The organism is Confluentibacter lentus, assembly GCF_002806995.1.
Lineage (GTDB): Bacteria > Bacteroidota > Bacteroidia > Flavobacteriales > Flavobacteriaceae > Confluentibacter > Confluentibacter lentus.
Map to the genome: position 1 here is coordinate 217016 of NZ_NIHE01000002.1, position 24279 is coordinate 241294.

Here is a 24279-nt window from a genome sequence, read left to right on the forward strand (position 1 = left end):
AAATAAATTTGATTGCAAAGATATAACATTTGGTTTGGCTCTATTATCTTTCTTAATTAACAATTAACAATTATTAATAATTCGCCTAAATTATTATTTGGCTAGCTCCTAAACCAATTTTATCGACAATATAATGCGCATTCTCGATATATGCAACTAACTCATTATTAATAAATTCCAGAATCGGTTTCATTTCTTTTTCTGGATAGAGCATATGTACATTCGCTCCAGCGTCTAAAGTAAACCCAACGTGTAGACCTGTTTCTTTTCTAAACGCCCAAATTTTATTAATAATTTCGAGTGTATTGGGTTTCATTAAGATAAAGTACGGCATGCTGGTCATCATCATGGCGTGCAATGTTAAGGCTTCACTTTCTACAATCTCTATAAATGAATTTAAGTCACCAGACTCTATAATACCCATCAATGTACTTAAATTTTGTTGCGCTTGCTTAAATCGTTCTTCAGCAAATGGATGGTTGTGCATTAAATTATGACCAACAGTGCTACTAACCTGCTTTTCTCCTTTATCAACCAGCAAAATGGTATCTTGGTAATTCCTGAAATTCCCATGGACTTTATACGGATATTTTATTCCGAATAAATCACTACTTCCCTCAATGTTTTCGTGTTTGCCCCAAACAACCAAATCGCCTTCAACACTTCTACACGCACTTCCTGAACCTAATCTTGCCAGGAAAGATGCTTTTTTATTGAAGTAATTTTCATCCATGTTGTCAATCAGCTGCTTTTCTAAACTCATTAAGCACAAAGCCAAGGCACTCATCCCGGAAGCAGAGGATGCAATTCCTGAACTATGTGGAAACGTATTAGTGGTTTCAATTTTAAAATGATACTCCTTTAAAAAGGGCAAATAAACCTCTATTCTTTTGAAAAAGGTTTCAATTTTTGGTTTAAAATCGCCTTTCTTTTCATTATCTAAAAACACCTCAAAAGAAAATTCATCATTATTTTCCTTTTTAGAATAATACAAAGTAGTAATGGTTTTACAATCCGTCAGCGTAAAACTGATGGATGGATTTTCAGGGATTTGGTCATTCTTTTTTCCCCAATATTTTACCAAGGCAATGTTGCTGGGAGATTCCCAAGTAATTTTACCTGTTTCAACAGTTTTAGTGTACAGATTCGGAATGAATTGTTGTTCGGTCATTTAATCAATTTCAGCTGACAAAGATAATAACTTTATCATGGTGTTGTAATTTCTAGCGGTTCCTATCACTTTTAATTTTCGTTCAAAGGTATTCATGCTGAATTTTGATTTTCCATAACCTGTTGAACAATAAAAATACAGCGCATCATTTTTGATAATAATTTCCTCATTTTCATAAGATATTTGTTGAACTTCGGCAACTAATTCCGCATCGGGGATTTTATTTAAAATAATAAAAAAACTATGCTCCTTTTCATTTTGTTGAAACGGACAATCGTCCAAAATGGTTTGTAATTCTGATGGTGTTTTTACTATTATCGAAACTTCAAATCCGAAATAATCCTGAATATTTTTTTTAATGATTTCTTCTAATTCGGTAGCTTCTTTTGAAGATTGAAAAATAACATTACCACTTTGTATGTAGGTTTGAACGCTTTTAAGTCCACATTTAGTGAGCAATTCACGTAATGTCTCCATGGGCACTTTTTTGTGTCCGCCCACATTAATACCTCTTAAAAGTGCGATATATGTTTTCATTTTTTTGCTTCCCTCCTAAAAAATGAGGGATTGAGGGAGGTGTAAAATCATTCTCCTCAAATCTAAAAATATAATCTTTACATGAACATATCCATATTTAGGCATCCCTCCTAACAAGGAGGGACTGAGGGAGGTGTACCACCATTCTCCTCAAATCTAAAATATAATCTTCAATCGCCCTTAAAACATTGTCCATATCATTCATTATTTGATAACCAGAAAATCTCAAAACATGAATTCCTAACTCGTTTAAGCGATTGGTTTTCTTAACATCTTTCTCAAAAACTTCTAGAATTTCATGAGAATACCCATCACATTCAATAGCTAATTGCAGTTGGTTACAAAAAAAATCCACAATATATTCATAATAGGTTTTTGTCAGTGAAAATCATAACCATGCATTTGATTTCTTCTCAAAAAGGTCCATAATTTAATTTCAGACTTTGTTGCATTATTACGAAGTTGTCTTGCTAACTCTTTAAGTTTTGGATTATAGTATATTTTCATTTTTAAACAAATAATTTATAAGAACACACCCCTTAATCCCCTCTTATTAGAGGGGAAAACTTAGCGTGATATATTTTGAGCGGCAAGGTAAGCACTCGTCCATGCATGTTGAAAATTAAAACCTCCCGTAACGGCATCAATATTTAATACTTCGCCAGCAAAATACAAATTGGGAATAAGTTTACTTTCAAAGGTTTTAAAATTAACTTCTTTCAGTTCAACACCGCCTGCCGTTACAAACTCTTCTTTAAATGTGCTTTTGCCTTCTACAGTAAAAATGGCTTGCGTTAATTGAGATGCTAACATGTCCAATTGTTCTTTATTCAAATCTGCCCAACGGGTTTCTTGGTTCATTTTAGAAGCCAAAATCAAGTTCTGCCAAAGACGTTTAGGGACATCAAATTGCGTGGATTTATAAACTGTTTTTTTAGCCAAGGTTTGTTTTAATTCCTTTAAAACATCCAAAACATCTTCAAAAGATTTATTTATAAAATTGATTTTAATATCAAATTTATAATTCCGTTTTGCCAATTCCAAAGCACCAAAAGCCGATAATTTTAAAATCGCTGGTGCACTCATGCCCCAATGTGTTATTAATAATGGCCCGCTACTTTCTAAATGACTATCTACAACATTTACCAAAACATTATTAACCACTACTCCTGGGATGTCTTGAATACGTTCATCTTTAATGTTGAAAGTGAATAATGATGGTACTGGATTGGAAATGGAATGCCCTAAATCTTCCAAAAGCTTCCATATTTTTGGATTGCTTCCAGTGGCTATCAATACTTTTTTTGATGAAAAAATACCTTCTGTTGTTTCAATTTCAAATGAATCCGCTTTTTTTTGAATGGATTTTACGGAATGATTAATTAATACCTCAACCTTATGTTTATTGGCTTCCTTTAAAAAACAATCAATAATCGTTTGTGAAGAATCGGTTGTGGGAAACATGCGTCCGTCGGCTTCGATTTTTAAAGGAACGCCTCGTTTTTCGAACCAGTCTATGGTATCGCCCGTCATGAATTGATGAAACGGTCCTAGTAATTCTTTTTCGCCTCTGGGATAATTCAATACCAATTCTTGTGGAATAAATTCTGAATGTGTCACGTTGCACCTGCCACCACCAGACACTTTTACTTTAGTCAACACCTCTTTTCCGCGCTCTAAAATAGCCACTTTTAGCTTTGGGTTTTGTTCTGCTACATTAATGGCAGCAAAAAAACCGGCAGCACCTCCGCCAATGACAAGCACGTCTTTTTCAATCATAACCTATCGGGAAAATCGGAAATAATACCATCAACCCCATACGATTTGATGCGTTTTATGGGCTTCAAGTTGTTCACCGTCCATGTAAACACTTTAAATTGTTCCTTTAAATTGGCAACAATCTCTTCGGTTAACATGGTATAATCTGGGTGTATGGAATAGGCATTTATGGTTTTGGCGAAATTAACCGCTTCTTCCAGATTGGTATCGGTAAGCACACCTAATTGGATTTTTTTATTGACGCTATAAACCGTTTGTAATAAATTGTATTGAAAACTGGACACAATGATATTGCTATAATCCCACCCTTTTTTCTCAACATAAAAATCGATGAGTCTGCTTGCTTCTTTGGGTGTGTCTTGACCTTTTAACTCGATGTTCAACAAGCATTTATTGTTTACAAACGCCATCACTTCCGATAAGGTGGGGATTTGGCAATGCCCCTTCACTTCTACTTTTTTCAACTGTTTTAAAGTGAATTTTGAAACTTCACCAGAGGTATTGGTCATTCTATCTAAGGTAAAATCATGAAAAACCACCAACTCACCAGACGCACATCGGTGCACATCAATCTCAATACCATCCACTCCTAATTGCAATGCCTTTTTAATGGATTCTAAGGTATTCTCTGATAGATGCCCTTTGGCGCCGCGATGTCCTATTTTTTTCATGTTGTAAAAATACGAATATCGCCAGAGGTTTTGAGCAGCATTTTTTAATACGCACTGCATTATTTTTAATTTGTTTAAAAATATGCTAGATTTGATGTAATAGTAAACGTATGATAAAGAACAAAAATTCCTATATTATCTTCAAAAAGATCTAGGAATAAAGAGGGATTTATTCCTAATATAATTAGTTGTATGTCATTTGAAAAACGAAATATAGATGATTAAAGGACTTTATGAAACACATTTATTTGTAGAAAATCTAGAACGTTCTATTGAGTTTTATTCAAAAAAAATGAAATTAGAGCAATGTCATTATGAAGATGAAAGACGAGCTGCATTTTTTTGGATTGGAAAACCTAAACAGTTTATGTTAGGATTATGGGAAAAACCAAAAAAGGAAATTGACATTAGACATTTTGCGTTTGAATGCGAACCTGATTGGGTTTTAAATGAGTCTGTCGAATATTTAAAAAAGCGGAATATTAAGTGTCGTAATTTTCTTAATGATGGAACTGAAAAACCAATGGTTTTTGCTTGGATGCCAGCAATATCAATATATTTTGAAGACCCAGATGGACATTCACTCGAATACATTGGAATTTTAGAAGGAAAATCCAAACCTGAAAACGGAATTGTTTCTTATGAGAAATGGAAAGAATTAGAAAAAAATGACAAATAAAAAACGCCATACAACAAGCCGTATTAAATTAATTGCTAGTTCAAGCTTACTTACGAAAATCCTCGTGGATTTTCTATCCAGTTGGTACATATAAAAGTTGCGATGCATTTGAAAAACCCTCTATGAATTGAAAAAAGTAATTATCATAGGAAGTTCAAGAAACAATGGCGAAACTAAAAAAGTTGTTGCAGAATTTATACGGATATCCAATTGGGACTTAATTGACTTGTCTGATTTTAAAATTTCTCATTTTGATTATGAACATTTAAATCGAAATGATGACTTCATCAATTTATTAAAAAGAATAACTGAAGATTACGACGTATTGATTTTTGCAACGCCAGTTTATTGGTATTCAATGAGTGGCATCATGAAAGTTTTTTTCGATAGGATAACAGATTTACTACGTATTGAAAAAGATATTGGTCGAAAATTACGAAATAAACACATGGCCGTTATTAGTTGCTCGAATGGCGACAACTTAGGAGATAATTTTTGGATTCCATTCAAAAAATCAGCAGAGTATTTAGGCTTGAATTATATAACTGATTTGCATACTTATGAAGGTAAAAATGAAAACGATAAGATTGCCGAATTTAAACGAATTATAGAATTAAAAACAGCAACCCATAAATGACCTTAGAAAAATTTTTCTCAACTGAATTGATTCTTGAAAACGAGGTAATTTTATTGCGCCCATTATCTATTAATGATATTGACAAAATAGAAAAAATAAGTTATCATAAAGAATTAGGAGAATTTGGAGCAAGAGTAAAAAACAGAAATGATTTAACTGATTATTTTAACTTCTGTCTAAATTCAAAAAAAGAAAAAGAACTATACCCATTAATAATCATAAGCAAGGAAACTAACAATCCAATAGGAATAACCATGTTTGGAAATATTAGTTTTCAGAATAGAAGATTGGAAATAGGATGGACATGGATAGGTGAAAAATTTCAAGGAACCGGTATTAATGCCATTTGCAAAGGGCTTCTTCTAGATTATTGTTTTGATAATTTAAACCTAAGAAGGGTAGAATTTAAAATAGATATAAATAACCTCAAATCCCAAAAAGCAGTTGAAAAGATTGGAGCCATTAAAGAAGGACTTTTAAGAAATTATAGTATTCAATCTTACGGAGAAAGTGAAGGAGCTTACGTTTACAGTATTCTTAAAGAAGAATGGAAAAAATTAGATGATACAAATACATGACCAAATTTAATTTCAACAATAAAAGATTTGCACTTATTCAAAACTCCGATAGCGGACAAGTAAACTCAGAAACTGTTTTTGAATACAAACAAGATGGAAATTTAGTGACCGCAGATTATTTTGGCGGAACGATTCGATATGGAAAAATTATAGCGGCATTGAAAGACGATGAATTAAATATGCTATATCAATGTTTGACGACAGATAACGAATTGAAAGCAGGAAAAGCAACAGCTAAAATTTCAGTAACAGACACAGGAAAAATGAAAATGAATTTAAATTGGGAATGGCTGACAAACGGAAATGAAAAAGGGGCATCAGAATACATAGAAATTGAATAACCTGAATGAATAATAGTGAGCATAATAAGCTGGAAAAATGGAATTAACAACAGAACTAAAGGAATACATAAACAGAAGTGTTTTATGTTGGCTTGCCACAGCATCGATCGAAAACGTACCCAATGTCTCACCAAAAGAAATTTTCAATTATTATGGAACTGACAAAATAATTGTCGCAAATATAGCTTCACCACAAACTGTTCGAAATATTAAGCACAACGCAAATGTTTGTATTAGCTTTATCGACATACTGGTACAAAAAGGATTTCAAGTAAAAGGAAAAGCTAAAATTATTGGCAAAATAGATTCAAGATTTTCCGAAATGGAAAAAATATTGACTACTATGACCGGAGTAAATTTTCCTTTTTCAACTATTACAGAAATTACTATAGAACGCGTTAAACCAATTATTGCACCTAAATATATTCTCTATCCAGAAACAACAGAAGCTGAACAGATTGAAAATGCGAGAAAAACTTATGGAGTTTAAAAAAAGTAAATTCAAAGAATATGATTTTAGAAGTAGCAATATTGAACGTAAAAAAAGGTCAAGAAAAGCAATTTGAATTAGATTTTGCAAAAGCTGGACAATACATTAGCTCTATAAAAGGCTATGTGAATCACTCACTTAAAAAATGTATTGAACAAGACAATCAATATATTCTACTTGCTAATTGGGAAAAACTCGAAGATCATACTATTGGATTTAGGCAATCTTCACAGTATTTAGGATGGAAAAATTTATTACATCATTACTACGACCCTTTTCCTTTAGTTGAACATTATGAAACCATAATTTAAAAATTAATAAACTATCTTACCTCTGATACTATCAAATGATACTATCATCAAAAATATCTTAGTTTTTAAACCACACAAAAATGAAACCATTTTTTAATGAATTATTTGAATACAACCATCACTCCAACCAAAAATTATGGACTGTTTTTAATGAACATTCAGATAAAACTTCTGAAAAATCGATTATACTATTTAGCCACATGTTGAATGCCCACCATATTTGGAATAGCAGAATTAACCAAATTCAAAATAGGTATGGCGTTTGGGACAAACATCCTATTAAAAACTGTTTGGAAATTGATAAAACTAACTACGATAACTCATTGCTTATACTTGACAAATTTGACTTAAACACTATCATCAATTATAAAACTAGCAACGGTCTCGCTTTTAGCAACAGTATTCGCGACACGCTTTTTCATGTTATCAATCATTCTACTTATCATAGAGGACAAATCGCTACTGAATTTAAATCAAATGGAATTGATCCTTTGGTCACAGATTACATATTTTATAAACGATGATTATCAAATTGGTTTACTGAAGCAGCAAAATATTATTCCTTTTTAAACTAAAAATTCAATCCAAAACCAAACGAAAACCGGAGGCCTTCTGCGCCTTGAAACACATTAAAAGTACCGGATAGCGTCTGTGCTGCCGTTACCCAAAAACCGCCACCATAATCGTTGTGCCATCTTTTTGAAGTATCGTTTTCCAACCAAACCCTACCAATATCTACACCACCAAAAACACCAAACTGCAAAGGCAAAACGCTAGTTTTGAAAGATGGGAAACTGTAACGTAAGTCGGCACTACCAGTTAGCGCATTTTTACCTGTAAAACGTTCGGTTCTATACCCTCTCAACCCATTATTACCGCCAATATTGGCTGCTTGGTAAAAGATGAGATTGTCACCAAACCTAAGCTGACCTCTCACATCTGTTTTAAGAACTAACTTTTTGTTTGTGGTCAACGCGTTATAAAAATCCAATTCGGAATTCACAAAACCATAGGTGTTTTTGGTTTCCTTAAACTCTGTTTTTCCACCGACATTTAAAAGGAATGTCATCCCACGAGCCGGATTTATGGCATTATCAAAACTTTTATAATGGTATTGTGCTTGAAGTCCACCAAAAAAACGTCTTGTATAAAAATCATTGTTGACAAGAGGCATAAAACTGGAAATATAACGATCTGGAGTATCTTCAATCTCAATCCCTTCAAAAAGGGCTTTAAAACCATAATCACTTCCGTAACTTCCTTTTTTAATCATGCCTAAATTCAGTGCATAAATACCTGTTTTCACTCGGTTATAATCCAATCCGAAATTATCATCATCATTAGCGGTTTCATTTCCAAAGCCAAAGAAATTATTGGTAAAGTTTTCGGATGTAAATCGTCCAGAAACTTGCAAATTCCAATCTTGATGGATGTTGGCAAACTCACCTTCATAATTAAGTTCATAACCATTCGTAGCAAAAAAATACCCACCTTTAAAATGGTGTTGTTGGGAAAACGGATTCCGTTGAAAGCCTTTTACGGTATGCACATAAGAAGCACCTAATTTAAAACCATCATCGGGGTTAAATCCGAAACTGGGCGTGATGGTGCCTGTTTTGGTGATGTTTTTTTGAAAATCAAAGAGATTTAAATTATAAACATCGGTGAATTTTATGCTGGCGCCTTGATTTTTTTCGATGGTATTTTTTTTGGATTTATGGTCATAAACCTTAATGCGTTTACCATTTTCAATGATATAAGTATCTTCTCCTTGCCCACCAATAAGGCGCGTATAAATCATATTATTTGCTTCACCTTCAACCTTAAAAACATCCTTATCATCCAAGCCATACAACCAAATTTCTTTAGTAATCTCTCTATTAAAAGTCTTATCAACTAACACATCGGCTTTTTCACCCGATTTAATACGTGATATTTTTATATGTGTTTCTTTATTGCTTGTTCTAGTAATTTCAATGTAATCATCTTTATCTGTTCCCATTAAAATGACCAGTTCATTCAAATGTTTGTAATATCTGGTGGCAATATCCAAAAGATTACTTCGTCTTGCTTTTAGATTTGCTTTAATGGCATTCAAGGTTTCGTCCTGAACTTCTTTTGGGACTTTTGAAAATGCCTCAACAATCACAGCATCAGTGATATGTTCTTGTAAAAACAGTGCTTGTTTTAACCAATCAGATTCATCGGCTTTTTGGATTAATATTCTATCTAATTTAATCCCGGCACTATTCATCCAGTTGATATCCTTTAATTCTGAATCATAGACTTGCAACTGTTTTGTTGAACCAGATATAATTTTCATGACATCCAATAAAGCACCATCAAAATTTGAAAACGCTTGATCTCTATCTCGCGGTATGGGTCTAAATATGTTATCGCCATTCTCCGTTTCAAACTCAGCCCATTTCCACTGGTCTTGATGCCTATCCCAATCGCCCACCAACATATCAAAAAGACGCGCTTTTATAAAAGCCTGTTCATCTATTTTATATTTCTCATCCTCCTGAACTTTTTTAATGACATCGTAGGTGTTTTTAATATCCTTTGGCGTTTCCAGATTTTGGTCATTAAACGAAATATCTTCCGGACGTTCTTCAACCATATACAATTCGTCACCGAATTCATCATTATAATTCTCCAAGGCTTTGTGCTTGGGAATGTAAAATAATTTCGGATTGGTATGCATTATTTTGGCAGCACTTGACAAATCTGGAATTACTGTAAATGCATAAGGATGAGCAGCGGTATAAAAATCGAGAACCAGATTTTCAACAGCGGTCTTCTCAAATTCATCTACAATATAAGTATCTTTAAACAACACCGTTTGAAGATATTGGGTGGCGCTTTTACGCAGTGCCCTCATGCTTAATTCTTTACCATCTTTGGTCTTTAATCGCAAAGAACGTGTTTGGTGGCCTCCTCCTTTTCTAATAACTTCCAAGCCACCATACAATGTATCTAAAGTCGTGACTTTAACCTTTATGTTTGTACTATAAACGTCTCTATAATGTCCACCCCAAACCGTTTCAAAAAAACCTGTTTTATCGGTTTCTTCTTTGGCATAAATAGATGTTTCAATGTCTTGGGAAAAGCTTTCAGGGAGTTTGGAATAATCAAAAACCTGATTAATTTTTTGCACTTCTTTCTGAAATACCAACTTGGCTTGTCCGTTTTCCGAAGCAAACATGTTAACCCAGCTGCTTCCGTCTTTGTAAATGACTAACTCAGCAAAACCTTGTTTGCCATAAGAAAACAAGCCATTTTCCCTCAATGACACAGCCGATTCTTTAGAACCTGAACCCGATACAATTTGCTTAATCGATTTATTCTCCACGTATTGTAAAGCATGCTCATGTCCAGAAACAAAAACAAGATTGTTTTCACCTAATGCCATAGTTTCCAAACGGCTCATCAATTCATGGTAACGCTCATTGTAAAGATCTTGAGGCGAAACACCTCCTTGAGTTCTTATTTGCGTAATTAAAGAGCCTATAATTGGTAATGGAATTTTTTGTTGAAACGGAAATATATGCTTGCTTGCCGCCACATGACCGCCGTGGGAACCATTCGTGTACATGGGATGGTGCATAGCAAAGACCACGGTTTTATTCTGGGCTTTTTTTATTTCTCCTTCTATTTCTTCAAAAAAACGTTCCCTAGTTTTTATCTCACAATCGTCATTAATAGTTGGTGAATGATCCCAATTTTCTAAATACCATTGGGTATCGATGATGATTAATTGGATGGTGTTGCTAATATCAATACTTTCCAAAGGACAACCATTTTCTGGCAAAAAGGTATTCTTTCCTAAAGCTTCTTCAATATACTGCTCTTCCCGTTTTAAGCCTTTTAATCCGTTAGAATACCAATCATGGTTTCCAGGAATAAAAACCGTTTTCCCTTTGAAATCCTTTACTGATTTTATTTGGGCATTTAAACTATTTTCAGCATTTGCCCTGCTATTTTTCCCAACATCTGGCATACCTGAGGGATAAATATTATCGCCTAAAAAAATGACATAATCGTCTTCTGTATTTTTATTTGAAATATGATTTTGGAATGCTTGTAAGCCATCGGAGAATCCGATGTCAGGCGACAGACCCGCATCACCTATTAAATAAAATATTTTATCAACTTCTTTGTTTGGGGATTTATTGCCAATTAAGTCTTCATGGGCATATTGTACTTTGTAGGTTGCACAAGCATCAACAAGCAATAAAACTAAAAAAAGAGGGATTAATCTAAACGGCAACTTCATGTCATGATGCTTCTATTCTAACATAAATATACAAATTAGCAAATCATCTTTTTTAATAAATTTTTCAGTAATTTGTATTATTATATACAAATGCAAAATATGCCAGATATTTTAAAAATAACGCAGGAATTCGTTTTTAATTTATTTAAAGAAAAACTTCCAAGTACATTTTTATACCATAATTATAACCATACCGAATGTGTTTGTAATGGCGTGGACGAAATTATTGAAAATACCAATCTTAACGGTGAAGATCGCTTGGCATTAAAATTAGCAGCGCTATTACATGACACAGGATATACGAAAACCATTCAAGGGCATGAAGATGAAAGCGTAAAAATAGCGACTGATTTTTTAAAGGGACAGGGTGTTGATGACATAATTATACACAATGTGAACCTTTGTATTTTGGCAACAAAACTTGATAATAAACCAAATACATTATTAGAAAAAATAATGAGGGATGCGGATACATTCCATTTTGGAAAGGACAATTTTAATGATGTTAGCGAATTTTTAAGAAAAGAGCTTGAGATATTGGGCATAAAAAACTACTCAACAAATGAATGGTTGGATGAAAATATACAATTGCTTTCTGAAAAACATCAATTTTATACGGATTATGCTATAAAAAACTGGCAGCCAAAAAAAGAAATAAACCTAAATAAGCTTATAAAGAAAAAAGAAAAGTTAGCACTAAAGTCAAAAACTGAAGACCTAAAAAACAAACTGAAAAACGAAAATCCAGACCGTGGTGTTCAAACATTTTTTAGGGTAGCTTTAAAAAACCACATAAAACTTAGTGATATTGCCGATACTAAAGCCAATATTTTATTATCGGTTAATGCCATCATCATTTCTCTTGTTCTTTCTAACTTGCTTTCAAAATTAGACAGCCCTTCTAATAGTTATTTAATAATTCCAACGCTTATTTTTACTGTATCAAGTGTTATATCTATGGTCTTGTCCATTATTGCCACAAGGCCGAACATTACTAGCGGATCATTTACCAAAGAAGATGTGGAGCAAAAACGGGTTAATTTAACCTTTTTTGGAAATTTCCATAAAATGGAATTAAAAGAATACCAGTGGGCCATTTCAGAGCTTATAAAAGACAAAGCGTATCTATATGATTCTATGACCAAGGACTTATATTTTTTAGGAAAAGTTTTAGATAGAAAATATAGAATCCTAAGAATTACCTACAACATATTTATGACAGGCATGATTATATCTGTTATTGCCTTTGTTGTCGCTTTTAAAATGAGTAAAGGTTAGTTTTACTGTTGAAATTGAACAGAAACTCTACCTTAATCAAAATGCTTAAGCTTTAATTTCGTTCATTAAATCATTGTATGTGAAGAAGTCCTTACTATTTTTTCCTTTGTCTTTATAAAGCAAACTTACCCTAATAGCCTTTAAGCCAGTAACACCTTGAAGGTTTTCCAACTCTACAATTTCTTCATCTGTATCAAGCATTTTTTTGGATTGCAAAAACTTGATATAACGTAAATATTCAATTTCGTCTTCTTTATGTGAGTAAACAATAGCAATTTTACCTTTACCTGTTATACGTTCTTCTGTTCCTTTAATAAAGGCTTTATCAACTCTTTTTTTAACGACCTCATATCTGGCATTGTAAGTGCCATCCACATCAAATTTTTTCTCATCCATTCTAAATCGTATGGATAGGGGTTGATTAAAAACCAAAATCATGGAAACAATATCTAGACTTAATGGGTAGCTATCTTGGTTGCTATAATAGGCATTCTCCATTTCACACATTACCTGAAGTTGCCATAACCTAAGGTTGTATAGATATATGATGTTAAAACTATCCTCCTTTGTAATAGTTTCTCCTATATACATATTATGTTCTACGCCATCGGTTTTAAAACGTTCAAAAAAATGTGGGTACATTTTTTGTGCTTCTACTTGCTTTTCATCCAACAGCCTAGCCATATTTTTATTGATTAACGCTACGGTGTCATCATAATTTTTACGGTAATGGTATACAAGTCCCAGATTTTCATCTAGTTTACTAAAATAGTCGTTAATAGCTTCCGTAAATGAGCCATCTTGTTTTAAAAGAAACTTGAACAACGGCTCTATTTCATTTTTAAAGAACCCAGAAAGCACCAATTCACTATCCACTTTAAAATTAGATTTCAATTCTTCCTTAAAGTTTTCAATTTGAAATCGAATTTGACTGTAAATAGGCAGCTCTTTTTCTTTTTCTATTTTTTCAAGTATTTTTTCCGTCAAACTCAGCTGCAAGGTTAAATCTCTTTGGGTAGCTTTATTTCTGGCATCAGACGATCCTTTAATATCCATTTGACCAAATAAAGGATATACATTTTCGAATACTATTTTGCTGAAGGTTGCACTACCCGCTTGTTTTTGTCTATCAAATAAAAATTTTTTTGCGGCTTTTTTAAATTTCCACGATACGCTAGGATGTATTGAAGTACATTCTCGTTGAATGACAGCCTCTATCAAATTATGTTCTTCCTTTTTAGATCGCTCTACCGTAGATACTATAAATGGCATGATATCTACCAGTTTATTAGCATTAATACTATTTAAAGCTTTGGGTGTGGCAGATACAAGTTCTAAAATACCCAACAATTCACCATTACTGGAAATGGGCGCTAAAATGGCACTTTTAATACCTTGATCTTTTAAAATTTTAAATTGAGGACTACAATAAAGTTCTTCAAACTTTTCAACATCGGATATGGAATAGAATTTTTTTTCATTAAGAAGCATATCATACGACTCATGGCATAAAGATGATTCGCAAAGTAAGCCCTCATTTTTATTGACAAGAAAACTGACCATACCCTCTCCCACAACGCGCTCGAAGCTATCTTCTTCTTTGTTATAAACCGAAAACCCAACTCTTAAATCTTTTAAACCCAATAGCGATTGAAAAACATTTTGAAACTCTTTGATAAAATTTTCATCTTTTTGTTTTACCTCACCAATTAAACTCGATTTTATGTTTGAAATAGATTGATCATCCGTTACATCAAAAATATTGGATATAACAAACCCTTTGAAAATGTAACTATTGGGTGGGAACTTCTTTTTCCATAGTTCTATATTTCCAAAATTATCTAATAATTCTTCATAATCTTGGTGCGTAATTTTTATAGCCTTGTCTGTTGGCACGATTTCACAAAAATCGGCGTTGTACAATATTTTATAATATCGCTTAATACCATCGGCATCTGGTATCTCGTAAAACATGGGGCGTTTTAAACTTAAATTGTAACCATAGCATAAATTTAAGATGACCGTACAAGCAATAATGTAAGTGTCATCCTCCGGCATATTTTTAATTTTAAGCTCAAAATCCTTTCCAGCTGTCTTAATAATATTTTTAAACCTTTCGGAAGCATTGAATATAATATTTTGAAAAGGAACCGAAGCCGTTTTAATTTCGTTTCGTGTTAGGAGGGGGCTAAATGAATCTTGTAATATGGTTTCTATTTGTTCTTTATATGCTTCCAACAATGAAAAATCGGTAAAACCATCCCTTAGTACAGGGTGCTTTTCTTGAAACTCTAAAATATGTTTTGCTTTTGCAATCATAAAATCGTCACTACTATCTAACATTGTTTCATACTGCTCTAATAATTTTTTAAAGCTTATTTGCAAGAGCATTGGTGATTCAACAGGTTGATACATAACAGGTAATCGATTTTTTTATGATTATAAAAATACAAATAATATACAATAGACGACTGTAACTCGTTTTTATTACAGAAAAAGTGAACTTTTTGTGTTTAATTTTGAAAAGCAAACTCCTCTTGTCTTTAAATATGCGGGGAGAGCAGGATTAAATCTCCTTTGTACTGCTTCATGAAAATGAAAAAGTCACCTTACTATCGCAAACGCTTTTTTAATTCAAAATGGAATTATAAATAAATTCGAATAACATTCTGGAATTAAAAAAGTCTGCATTTTCATGCAGACTTTTCGAGTTTAAGTGGGGAGAGTAGGATTCGAACCTACGAAGACGTAGTCAGCAGATTTACAGTCTGCCCTCGTTGGCCGCTTGAGTATCTCCCCAAAACCGAGGGCAAATATATTACTCTTCCCTAATTATGCAAAATAAAAACATGTATTTTACAACTGATATATCAATCTAAAAGACACGAATAGTGGTTGTATAAAATACTCTGTGGCACTAATGGAAATATTACTTGTATTGGTATTACTTTGCGATTTAGTATTAAACAAGTTCGTAGCTCTAACTTCATATTCCAGCTTAGAATCCGCGTCTTTTCTATAAGATAATGACGCGTTCCAAAACTTAAAATTATTAAGCGTTTTTACGCCATCGCTATAATTGTTATAAGAAAAATCGGTTTTAAAAGTAAATGTCTTTAAAATAAGGGCATCTAACTGTATAGATGGCGATTTTGTATAGAATGTGTTATTGTTGTTTTCTTGAATACTGTGACGGTATGCAATTTCAACATTGGGAGCCGTTTTAAAATTGGTCCTTAACTCACCTCCATAAGTTTGAGTGAAGCTCTCATTTACAGATTGTACACCATTAAAAAATTGATTGAATTTTGAGTAATTAAAAGTACCATTTACAGACGCTGTAATTTTACCAAATGTTCTTTGATACCTACCATTGGCACTGGCACTTTCATCAGCAAATGGAGAATTAAAGGGCGTATTTACAAATATCACATTATTTGAAGCTGTTTGGTCTATTTGGTTTCTTATGTTATCAATGCTTTTGTTATAGTTAAGCCTAGCAGTAACGTTTGTGAAATTAAACATACTGAAACTATTATAATTTAAACTTACATTATGGGACAAAGCACTTTCCAAATATGGATTACCAGTAAACAATGAGCTATAACCATTTAAAACCAAACCAGCGGCAAATTGGGACACATCGGTAAATTGGGTTTGAACTCCATAATTTAAGGTAATTTGTTCACTGTTTTTTATTTGCATCAGCACATTTACGTCTGGTAGTACCCTAAAGAAGTTATCGGTAACAGTTGTGCCCAATTGTGTATTTTTAGTACTATAGGCATGTGCCGAAAAACCTGGTGTTAGTGTGAAAATACCAGATTTTAATCTGTAGTGAAATCCTAAATAAATATCACTAAAATTATACTTAATTATATTATCATCAAGTCCACCATTTATTGTTGGCGTAGGGTTGAACATAGAATCGTTATCTAGAAACTGAAAGATATTTGAATTGAATTTTTGTGTGCTCAATATAGTTCCGAAAGTAACATTGATGTTACTTGTATTGTTTAAAATATTCCAATAATCTACTTTGGCATCAATTTGATTGCTTTTTACACGTTTATTTTGATTAAGGTTATAACTTAACTGATCTCTATCCAATCCCAGACTTAAAGCTGTATCATCATAAGGATCCGCATTATTATCATCGTTATTTGTTGGGTCATTCGCTAAAATGGCATTATAGAATGGGTCTTCATCCTGCAATAAATGCAAAACTTCTAAAGCAAAAATATTGGTATCGTTAAGCGTATAATAGTATTTTAAGTTTTGGTTAAGACTGTAAGGACTTGAGCCTTCCAACTGAACAATGTCACCATTTATACTTGAGAAATACCCTTGGTCTTGAGATTCTTTAGATAAGCGGCCCATAATGTCATAATCTAGTTGATTACTGCCATTGGGTTTATATTTAGCCGACAATTTTAACATCCCTAAATCACTGCGTTGTACTGTGTTACTCTCCGTACTCTCGTCAGGTATGGCAGAGTCAGGGGCTAAATATTGGACAAATCTATTTTCTTGCATTTCGGTTTTATTATTAGAAAAAATGGCGAACCCACTTAAATCCAATGTCTTTTTAGGAGACCAACTAAAATTAGCTGCGGCTAGTTTTGAAACAATATTTTTAGCTCTATTATTTTGGGCGGTTAAAAAAGCTAAATTGTTTGATCCCAAATTGATATTGGTACCACTTTGCTGGCTAGGATTGTTAAACCCTCCCGTGAAGTTAAAATAATCTCGACGTGTAAAAGCAACCTCACCTAAATTGTTCAAATCGGTTATAAGATTGATACTATAAGTTGGACTGTAATAAAATAATTTGGGTTGTAATAAATATAATCCATCTTGATTTGAATACCCACCACCAGCAGTTACGGTTCCAAACCAGAAATTTGTTTTACCTTCTTTTAATTTAATATTAATAGCTACGTTGTCTTGGTTGTTGGTTACGCCACTTAACTGACCAACCTCGGCATAATTTTTAAGTACTTGTACCTTATCAACAACATTGGATGGTATGTTTTGGGTGGCCAATTTAGTATCACCATCAAAAAACTCTTTACCATCAACCATGATTTTAGAAACCACTTTACCTTCTATCTCTATTTGACCGTCATCATTAATCTCTACTCCAGGTAAATTTTTAAGTACATCACCAAGTTTTCTTTCTGTTCCTGTATTAAAAGAATCGGCATTATAAGCAATGGTATCTCCTTTAATGGTTACCGGCATTTCATAAATCAATTCAATTTCATCCAGACTATTATCGTTTTCTAAATTAAAATCTAAATAAATGTTTTGATCTGTTGTGGTTATGTCCTTTTGAAAAGTTTTCATACCAATATAACTCACCTGTATTTTGTAACTGGTATTTTTTTCTAGATCCACTCTATAACGACCGTCAGCGCTAGTAATTCCGTAAGAATCCAACTTTTGGGTTTGTTGGTTAAGGGCAATCACATTTGCCAATTCTAAAGGTGTTCCAATACTATCCTTTACAATCCCTTCTAGTTTTACTTGTGCATACGTAGAGCATGCAACTAAAACAGTTGCTAAAAAAATTAATTTTTTCATTAAATTATCTTATGATTTGTTAGTTGGTAATATGTTTTTTTTAGAAAGGCCCTCTTCCTCCACCAAATCCGCCACCTCCAGGTCTTCCTCCAGAGCTTTCACGCATTTCCGCTTCTTTTTCTTGAGCTATTTTTTCATACTCAGCAGAAGTGACTACTTTTCCCTTAGATGGGACTTTTAATTTTTCCTTCTCGGTTGGATTTATAACAATCTTAGAACATAAAATAACCGTGTTGTTATCATGAAGTTCTAATATCAAACCTGGCAAACCCCAATAATCACTTGGCCCTTGGCTAACAGGTATTTGTGGTGTGTACCAAGCAGTAACAGTATATTCGGTTGGAGCTTCTACTGGAGTTTCGGTGTTGTTTCTTCCAAAAGGCATAGCTGTTCCACCAATAACTTTTCTAACTGCAGTAGCTTTAAAACATAAATATTGGCCTATCATTTTAGATTCTGTCCCCATGTCCCAATTTAATTTTGGCAAACTATCTACTATTAAAAATTGTTTACCATATAAATCCGCTTGTTGGATTAATTTTTCCTCCTTCACATTTTTATAATATTCACCACCTCCGGCCCCCATCATTCTAAAACGCATATTTCCTCCTCCTTGTGTAGGCGCTTCTAACTTTTCTTCTTCCTTATAAAAAGATTCTGATTGGTTAAATGTAAGAATAAAGGTTTTCTCCAATGAACTTCTCATACGTTCCGCGATTTGCTTTTTTTGCTCCTCACTCATTTGTCTACCACCAAAATTCATATCGACCGATGTCTTGGTTTGGTAATAAGCCTGTCCTTGAAAATCTTTTTGAGCATAAGATAAAACTGTAGCAAAAACTAATGTGACTGCAATAACTATTCTTGAAGATATAATATTCATAATTTTATTATTTTATGTGATATAACATTTGTTTTAAAATTAAATTTTCAGCGAAATTAATTACGTTTTTGCTTTATTAAAAATGTGTTATACGAAAAAGGTGTTTCAATATCCCAAAACGATATTTTTCACTACTAAACCGTTTTCCTTTGTATTATACTTTAATGACAATTAGACTACTACGAATTCAATTAGTTTAATTACACACCATTAATTTTTTATATTTTTTTTGAACTGAAACTTTTTTTCAAGAATTTGATTAGGTTTTTGTATTTTCAAACCCACTATGAAACACCTATATTACATTATCGCATTTTTCTCTTTATCAATAGTTCTCCAAGATTCTATGGAGCCAACATTTATAGAGAAAACGGAATTTACAGCCGATACTTTGGTAAGCGTCAATGACTTTAATACGACGTTTTATATTGTAGAAAATATCCTATTCAAAAAAAGTGAAGACATAAAAGGCATTGATATTGGCTATAACAACTTTCAATTAGGGGCTATTACATCGGTAAATACATTTAATCCTTTAAAAATTAATGTTTTTTACAAAGATTTCAATTCGGTTGTTATTTTGGACAACAGACTTGCCGAAATATTTAAAATTGATTTTAACACGCTTCAGCCATATAAAAACGTAACGCATGTATCTACTGGATTTGATAATACCCTTTGGATTTTTAATCAAGACATACAAGATTTAGAGCTTTATGATTATAAAACCAATACTACTCGTGCCAAAACGTTACCAATTAAAGGCCCTGTTTTAGATTTAAAAAGCAATTATAACACCTGCTGGTTACTTACTAAAGACTACTTATATGTGTATAATTATTTTGGAAGTTTGTTAAAAAAAATAGATAATGATGGTTATACCCAAATAGTTGAGAACAATGGAAATCTAATTTTAAAAACAGATAAAGAGTTGTTTTATTTGAAAGATGGAACAGAAACACCCAACGCTATAAAACTCCCTAATTTGTTAATAAATCAGTTTTTTGTAACCAATGAAACCTTGTATATTTACGATGGTGAATATCTTCATAAATTTAAAATAAATTAAAACATGCACATTGCAATTGCCGGAAACATAGGTGCCGGAAAAACCACGCTTACTAGATTATTAGCAAAACATTATAAATGGGAAGCACAGCTAGAAGATGTTGTAGATAATCCTTATTTAGATGATTTTTATAACCAAATGGAACGTTGGAGTTTTAATTTACAAGTTTACTTTTTAAACAGCAGATTCCGGCAGGTATTGCAAATTAGAAAAAGTGGTAAAGATATTATTCAAGATAGAACTATTTATGAAGATGCCCATATTTTTGCGCCCAATTTGCATGCTATGGGTTTGATGACCAATCGTGATTACGAAAATTACAAATCACTTTTTGATTTAATGGAATCACTAGTTCAAGGTCCTGATGTATTGATTTATTTGCGAAGCTCCATCCCTAACTTGGTAGCTCAAATCCACAAGCGTGGTCGTGATTATGAAAATTCGATTAGCATAGATTATTTAAGCCGATTGAATGAACGGTATGAAGCTTGGATTCATGGATACAATAAGGGAAAACTCTTGATTATTGATGTTGACAAACTTGATTTTGTTGACAAACCAGAAGATTTAGGGCATGTCATCAACACCATTGATGCCGAAATAAATGGGTTGTTTTAGAAGTTTCACAATAAACTTGTTACTTACATTTTAATACATGCTGAATTTTAAAACTTTAATAGCCCTATTTACTTGTTTATTATTTTCAAATATTAGTCTTGCCCAAGGAGACAGCACAGTGACAAAAAATAGCATCTGGAAACAACTTGCCTATGATGGCAAATTCACTTTGCAAAGTGTTGGTAACGGATTTACGCAACCTTTGCGTTGGCAAAAAGATGATTTTATAACTGCAGGTGTTATTATTGCTGGCACTGGGATTCTTTATCTAGCAGACAACGACGCACGAACTTTTTTTCAAAACCATCAAAATGATGTTCCACAAGTCGTAAAAGATATGGGTTGGTATTTTGGAAGTCCGCAAAATTTCTTTATGATTACCGCTGGAATTTATGGTTTCGGACTCATAACTGATAACGAAAAAGTACGACATACGGGTGTTTTAATTATTGCGTCGGCAGTGACATCGGGCATTATTCAATCCATCTCTAAAACCGCGGCAGGACGTGCTCGCCCCATGTCTGGAAACCGAGATGACTTTAAACCTTTTGATGGTACCGCTGAATATCATTCATTCCCATCAGGTCATGCTATTTTATCATTTTCAATGGCACATGCTATTGCTAAACAGTTCGATAACTTTTGGGTAAAAGCTGGTATTTATACTGTGGGTTCCATTGCTCCTATTTCTAGATTATGGGCAGACGCCCATTGGCTGAGTGATGTTGGTCTTGGTATTGCTTTAAGCATTGTGATAGTTGATGGTGTTGATAATTTTATGAAGAAGAAAAATGCCTATAATTATTCAAAACCTAAACAAGTAAACTGGCAATTAAAAGCAGGATATGGCACAATTGGCTTTGTTGGCACATTTTAAAAAAACAAAAAACCACGCTAATAGCGTGGTTTTTTGTTTTTAAGGAATATTTTTTATTTAATAATGACGTCTTCAGTAATTTGCAAATTTGCTGTTTTAGATTTAACGGCGTTATCTTTATTTTTAAAAGTTTCAACATTGGCTTTCACTTCAGCTTCTGTTCCTGTAAAGTTTTCATAACTGGTAGACGTTTCGCCATTTTTAGTAATAACTGTTGTTACCACGGCTTTATAAGTCCCATCTTCATTTTCCATCATATCCACTTTAATTTCCTTAGAAACCATTTCTGTTTCTATGTCATTATTAGAAACATAAGCAGTCATAACCTCATCTGAAGGCAATGCAATACTTGGTGCTATTACTAAGGCTACAACCGACATTAATTTTAATAAGATATTTAATGAAGGTCCTGAAGTATCTTTAAATGGATCTCCAACAGTATCGCCTACCACAGCTGCTTTATGTGCATCGGTACCTTTACGTCCGTCAGCCTCAATCATTTTTTTAGCGTTATCCCAAGCACCCCCAGCATTTGATTGAAAAATAGCCATTAGTACTCCAGAAGCAGTAACACCTGCTAATAAACCTCCTAGCATTTCTGCACGACCAATAAATCCAACTGCAACAGGAACAGCAATTGCCAATAATCCCGGCAATACCATTTCTCTAATAGATGCTTTGGTTGAAATGGCAACACATTTTTCATATTCAGCATAACCATCAGCAGCATCAAAAATAGCTCTATCTTCAGGAGTTGCTTTACTCATATCAGAATCATATTTACGCATAACAGCTAAAGCCGCTTTTAACTGTGGAATATCCCTAAATTGGCGACGAACTTCTTCAATCATGGCCATAGCAGCTCTACCTACAGCATTCATAGATAACGCAGAGAACACAAAAGGCAACATACTACCAACTAACAACCCGGCCATAACGGTAGGTTTAGACACATCAATAGAAGTCACATTTGCCACTTGCATAAACGCAGCAAACAAAGCCAAAGCTGTTAATGCGGCAGATGCAATAGCAAAACCTTTACCAATGGCAGCAGTTGTGTTACCAACGGCATCCAATTTATCGGTACGCTCACGAACTTCATGAGGCAATTCAGCCATTTCAGCAATCCCACCCGCATTGTCAGAAATTGGACCATATGCATCAACCGCTAATTGAATGCCTGTATTAGCTAACATCCCAACGGCAGCAATTGCAATACCATAAAGTCCTGCAAAATGATAAGACACCAAAATAGCCGCAGCAATAAATAATATTGGAAACATGGTGGACATCATACCAACGCCTAAACCGGCAATAATATTTGTGGCCGCCCCCGTTTCAGATTGCTTTACAATACTGCTAACTGGTTTCGTTCCTGTTCCTGTGTAATATTCGGTTATTTTACCAACAGCCAACCCTGCGATTAGCCCTGCAAGGGTCGCTAAAAAAACACCTAATGATGTATATTCAACACCATTATAAACCCATGTTTCAGGAATTAATGCATCAATAATAAAATAGGAAGCTATAACCATTAATCCTGCAGAACCAAACTCACCAATATTTAAGGCTGTTTGCGGATTCCCACCATCTTTAACTTTAACGAAAAATGTCCCAATAATAGACATAACGATACCAATAGCCGATAATACCAGTGGCAAATAAACGGCACCTAGACCAGCAAAATCTGGTGTTATTATAAAAGCCCCTAATACCATCGTTCCTATAATAGAACCAACATACGATTCAAATAAATCGGCTCCCATACCAGCAACATCACCCACGTTATCGCCCACATTATCTGCAATAGTAGCAGGATTTAAAGGGTGGTCTTCTGGAATTCCAGCTTCAACTTTTCCAACTAAATCAGCTCCAACATCGGCTGCTTTCGTATAAATACCACCACCAACACGTGCAAATAATGCAATAGATGATGCACCTAAAGAAAATCCAGAAAGTACATTTAAAACCAAACTTAAATTATCTGCTCCAGGCCATATTACTTGATAAATAGCAAATAATCCACTTAAGCCTAAAACACCTAAACCAACAACACCTAATCCCATAACGGCACCTCCAGCAAAAGCGACTTCAAGAGCTTTCCCTAATGAGGTTCTAGCGGCTTGCGTGGTTCTCACGTTGGCCTTGGTTGCCACTTTCATACCAATAAAACCTGCCAGTGCCGAGCAAATGGCACCAACTATAAATGATACTGCAACCATACCGTTTGAACCATCTTCATTGCTTCCTTTAAAAAACAACAAAATAGCTACAGCAACTACAAAAACTGCTAAAATTTTATACTCTGCTTTAAGAAAGGACATCGCGCCATCGGCTATACTTTTGGCAATCCTAATCATTCTTTCATTACCTTGTTCTTGCTTGGTTACCCATGCGCTTTTCACAAAAACAAACAAAAGTCCTAAAACACCAAAAAGCGGTAAAAAGTTCACTATTAATTCCATATTAGTTTAGTTAGTTTATAAATATTTTTT

22 protein-coding genes and 1 tRNA gene are annotated in these 24279 nt (G+C 33.5%); 11 read left to right on the plus strand and 12 right to left on the minus strand.

Annotated features, from left to right (window positions below):
• Positions 1-85: 85 nt before the first annotated feature.
• The 6 genes from CDH50_RS04915 to CDH50_RS04935 form a co-directional block, all read right to left on the minus strand.
• Positions 86-1171 (minus strand): diphosphomevalonate/mevalonate 3,5-bisphosphate decarboxylase family protein, encoded by a 1086-nt coding sequence (locus CDH50_RS04915; protein WP_100610802.1) that lies wholly within the window; start codon positions 1169-1171, stop codon positions 86-88.
• A complete protein-coding gene (locus tag CDH50_RS04920; RefSeq protein ID WP_100610803.1) occupies positions 1172-1708 on the minus strand; it encodes a DUF1697 domain-containing protein in 537 nt (178 codons plus the stop codon).
• Positions 1709-1805: 97 nt separating this feature from the next.
• On the minus strand, positions 1806-2063 hold the full coding sequence (locus CDH50_RS15305) for an endonuclease domain-containing protein (protein WP_262496101.1): 258 nt from the start codon (positions 2061-2063) through the stop codon (positions 1806-1808).
• A gap of 23 nt (positions 2064-2086) precedes the next feature.
• The gene (locus tag CDH50_RS15310; RefSeq protein WP_262496102.1) at positions 2087-2215 is read right to left on the minus strand and encodes a DUF559 domain-containing protein; all 129 of its coding nucleotides are present in this window, start codon (positions 2213-2215) and stop codon (positions 2087-2089) included.
• A 60-nt stretch (positions 2216-2275) separates the two neighbouring features.
• Positions 2276-3487 (minus strand): BaiN/RdsA family NAD(P)/FAD-dependent oxidoreductase, encoded by a 1212-nt coding sequence (locus CDH50_RS04930; RefSeq protein ID WP_100610804.1) that lies wholly within the window; start codon positions 3485-3487, stop codon positions 2276-2278.
• The gene (locus tag CDH50_RS04935) at positions 3484-4218 is read right to left on the minus strand and encodes a glycerophosphodiester phosphodiesterase (protein WP_232731960.1); all 735 of its coding nucleotides are present in this window, start codon (positions 4216-4218) and stop codon (positions 3484-3486) included. Before CDH50_RS04935 ends, CDH50_RS04930 begins: the two co-directional genes overlap by 4 nt.
• Positions 4219-4375: 157 nt before the next feature.
• Between CDH50_RS04935 and CDH50_RS04940 the strand changes: the two genes are divergently transcribed.
• The 7 genes from CDH50_RS04940 (at position 4376) to CDH50_RS04970 (ending at position 7718) form a co-directional block, all read left to right on the plus strand.
• Positions 4376-4837 carry a VOC family protein gene (locus CDH50_RS04940; RefSeq protein ID WP_100610806.1) on the plus strand — a complete coding sequence of 154 codons (462 nt, stop codon included), beginning with the start codon at positions 4376-4378 and terminating at the stop codon, positions 4835-4837.
• A gap of 127 nt (positions 4838-4964) precedes the next feature.
• On the plus strand, positions 4965-5474 hold the full coding sequence (locus CDH50_RS04945) for a flavodoxin family protein (RefSeq protein ID WP_100610808.1): 510 nt from the start codon (positions 4965-4967) through the stop codon (positions 5472-5474).
• The gene (locus CDH50_RS04950; RefSeq protein ID WP_100610809.1) at positions 5471-6052 is read left to right on the plus strand and encodes a GNAT family N-acetyltransferase; all 582 of its coding nucleotides are present in this window, start codon (positions 5471-5473) and stop codon (positions 6050-6052) included. Before CDH50_RS04945 ends, CDH50_RS04950 begins: the two co-directional genes overlap by 4 nt.
• Positions 6049-6393, plus strand: coding sequence for a hypothetical protein (locus CDH50_RS04955; protein WP_100610811.1), 345 nt, complete (start codon positions 6049-6051; stop codon positions 6391-6393). Before CDH50_RS04950 ends, CDH50_RS04955 begins: the two co-directional genes overlap by 4 nt.
• A gap of 37 nt (positions 6394-6430) precedes the next feature.
• A complete protein-coding gene (locus CDH50_RS04960; RefSeq protein WP_100610813.1) occupies positions 6431-6883 on the plus strand; it encodes a pyridoxamine 5'-phosphate oxidase family protein in 453 nt (150 codons plus the stop codon).
• A 20-nt stretch (positions 6884-6903) separates the two neighbouring features.
• Positions 6904-7194, plus strand: coding sequence for an antibiotic biosynthesis monooxygenase family protein (locus tag CDH50_RS04965; RefSeq protein WP_100610814.1), 291 nt, complete (start codon positions 6904-6906; stop codon positions 7192-7194).
• Positions 7195-7274: 80 nt separating this feature from the next.
• Complete coding sequence (locus CDH50_RS04970; RefSeq protein WP_100610816.1) at positions 7275-7718, plus strand: DinB family protein; 444 nt, start codon at positions 7275-7277, stop codon at positions 7716-7718.
• A 47-nt stretch (positions 7719-7765) separates the two neighbouring features.
• Here CDH50_RS04970 and CDH50_RS04975 read toward each other — a convergent pair whose 3' ends face one another.
• Positions 7766-11473: a metallophosphoesterase gene (locus tag CDH50_RS04975; protein ID WP_100610818.1), complete on the minus strand. Its 3708-nt coding sequence runs from the start codon at positions 11471-11473 to the stop codon at positions 7766-7768.
• A gap of 99 nt (positions 11474-11572) precedes the next feature.
• Between CDH50_RS04975 and CDH50_RS04980 the strand changes: the two genes are divergently transcribed.
• Complete coding sequence (locus tag CDH50_RS04980) at positions 11573-12751, plus strand: Pycsar system effector family protein (protein ID WP_100610819.1); 1179 nt, start codon at positions 11573-11575, stop codon at positions 12749-12751.
• 45 nt (positions 12752-12796) lie between these two features.
• On the opposite strand, the gene CDH50_RS04985 is transcribed toward CDH50_RS04980, so the two are convergent.
• From CDH50_RS04985 to CDH50_RS05000, 4 genes are all read right to left on the minus strand, one after another.
• Positions 12797-15166, minus strand: coding sequence for a GAF domain-containing protein (locus CDH50_RS04985; RefSeq protein ID WP_100610821.1), 2370 nt, complete (start codon positions 15164-15166; stop codon positions 12797-12799).
• A gap of 302 nt (positions 15167-15468) precedes the next feature.
• Positions 15469-15550 (minus strand) — tRNA-Tyr (locus CDH50_RS04990).
• A gap of 57 nt (positions 15551-15607) precedes the next feature.
• Positions 15608-18337 carry a TonB-dependent receptor gene (locus CDH50_RS04995; protein WP_100610823.1) on the minus strand — a complete coding sequence of 910 codons (2730 nt, stop codon included), beginning with the start codon at positions 18335-18337 and terminating at the stop codon, positions 15608-15610.
• A gap of 40 nt (positions 18338-18377) precedes the next feature.
• Complete coding sequence (locus tag CDH50_RS05000; protein WP_100610825.1) at positions 18378-19220, minus strand: GLPGLI family protein; 843 nt, start codon at positions 19218-19220, stop codon at positions 18378-18380.
• Between the two features lie 286 nt (positions 19221-19506).
• On the opposite strand from CDH50_RS05000, the gene CDH50_RS05005 reads away from it, so the two are divergent.
• The 3 genes from CDH50_RS05005 to CDH50_RS05015 are packed head-to-tail and all read left to right on the plus strand — an operon-like array spanning position 19507 to position 21784.
• Positions 19507-20289, plus strand: coding sequence for a hypothetical protein (locus tag CDH50_RS05005; protein WP_100610826.1), 783 nt, complete (start codon positions 19507-19509; stop codon positions 20287-20289).
• Between the two features lie 3 nt (positions 20290-20292).
• Positions 20293-20907 carry a deoxynucleoside kinase gene (locus tag CDH50_RS05010; RefSeq protein ID WP_100610828.1) on the plus strand — a complete coding sequence of 205 codons (615 nt, stop codon included), beginning with the start codon at positions 20293-20295 and terminating at the stop codon, positions 20905-20907.
• 37 nt (positions 20908-20944) lie between these two features.
• On the plus strand, positions 20945-21784 hold the full coding sequence (locus CDH50_RS05015) for a phosphatase PAP2 family protein (protein WP_100610829.1): 840 nt from the start codon (positions 20945-20947) through the stop codon (positions 21782-21784).
• Between the two features lie 53 nt (positions 21785-21837).
• Here the strand turns inward: CDH50_RS05015 and CDH50_RS05020 are convergent, their stop codons facing one another.
• Positions 21838-24249: a sodium-translocating pyrophosphatase gene (locus CDH50_RS05020; protein ID WP_100610831.1), complete on the minus strand. Its 2412-nt coding sequence runs from the start codon at positions 24247-24249 to the stop codon at positions 21838-21840.
• Positions 24250-24279: the final 30 nt, after the last annotated feature.

What these genes read in the sequence shown, in the direction of transcription:
- CDH50_RS04915 (WP_100610802.1), bottom strand. Translation starts at nt 1,171, where the DNA reads ATGACCGAACAACAATTCATTCCGAATCTGTACACTAAAACTGTTGAA.
- CDH50_RS04920 (WP_100610803.1), bottom strand. Translation starts at nt 1,708, where the DNA reads ATGAAAACATATATCGCACTTTTAAGAGGTATTAATGTGGGCGGACAC.
- CDH50_RS15310 (WP_262496102.1), bottom strand. Translation starts at nt 2,215, where the DNA reads ATGAAAATATACTATAATCCAAAACTTAAAGAGTTAGCAAGACAACTT.
- CDH50_RS04930 (WP_100610804.1), bottom strand. Translation starts at nt 3,487, where the DNA reads ATGATTGAAAAAGACGTGCTTGTCATTGGCGGAGGTGCTGCCGGTTTT.
- CDH50_RS04935 (WP_232731960.1), bottom strand. Translation starts at nt 4,218, where the DNA reads ATGCAGTGCGTATTAAAAAATGCTGCTCAAAACCTCTGGCGATATTCG.
- CDH50_RS04940 (WP_100610806.1), top strand. Translation starts at nt 4,376, where the DNA reads ATGATTAAAGGACTTTATGAAACACATTTATTTGTAGAAAATCTAGAA.
- CDH50_RS04950 (WP_100610809.1), top strand. Translation starts at nt 5,471, where the DNA reads ATGACCTTAGAAAAATTTTTCTCAACTGAATTGATTCTTGAAAACGAG.
- CDH50_RS04955 (WP_100610811.1), top strand. Translation starts at nt 6,049, where the DNA reads ATGACCAAATTTAATTTCAACAATAAAAGATTTGCACTTATTCAAAAC.
- CDH50_RS04960 (WP_100610813.1), top strand. Translation starts at nt 6,431, where the DNA reads ATGGAATTAACAACAGAACTAAAGGAATACATAAACAGAAGTGTTTTA.
- CDH50_RS04965 (WP_100610814.1), top strand. Translation starts at nt 6,904, where the DNA reads ATGATTTTAGAAGTAGCAATATTGAACGTAAAAAAAGGTCAAGAAAAG.
- CDH50_RS04970 (WP_100610816.1), top strand. Translation starts at nt 7,275, where the DNA reads ATGAAACCATTTTTTAATGAATTATTTGAATACAACCATCACTCCAAC.
- CDH50_RS04975 (WP_100610818.1), bottom strand. Translation starts at nt 11,473, where the DNA reads ATGAAGTTGCCGTTTAGATTAATCCCTCTTTTTTTAGTTTTATTGCTT.
- CDH50_RS04980 (WP_100610819.1), top strand. Translation starts at nt 11,573, where the DNA reads ATGCCAGATATTTTAAAAATAACGCAGGAATTCGTTTTTAATTTATTT.
- CDH50_RS04985 (WP_100610821.1), bottom strand. Translation starts at nt 15,166, where the DNA reads ATGTATCAACCTGTTGAATCACCAATGCTCTTGCAAATAAGCTTTAAA.
- CDH50_RS04995 (WP_100610823.1), bottom strand. Translation starts at nt 18,337, where the DNA reads ATGAAAAAATTAATTTTTTTAGCAACTGTTTTAGTTGCATGCTCTACG.
- CDH50_RS05000 (WP_100610825.1), bottom strand. Translation starts at nt 19,220, where the DNA reads ATGAATATTATATCTTCAAGAATAGTTATTGCAGTCACATTAGTTTTT.
- CDH50_RS05005 (WP_100610826.1), top strand. Translation starts at nt 19,507, where the DNA reads ATGAAACACCTATATTACATTATCGCATTTTTCTCTTTATCAATAGTT.
- CDH50_RS05010 (WP_100610828.1), top strand. Translation starts at nt 20,293, where the DNA reads ATGCACATTGCAATTGCCGGAAACATAGGTGCCGGAAAAACCACGCTT.
- CDH50_RS05015 (WP_100610829.1), top strand. Translation starts at nt 20,945, where the DNA reads ATGCTGAATTTTAAAACTTTAATAGCCCTATTTACTTGTTTATTATTT.
- CDH50_RS05020 (WP_100610831.1), bottom strand. Translation starts at nt 24,249, where the DNA reads ATGGAATTAATAGTGAACTTTTTACCGCTTTTTGGTGTTTTAGGACTT.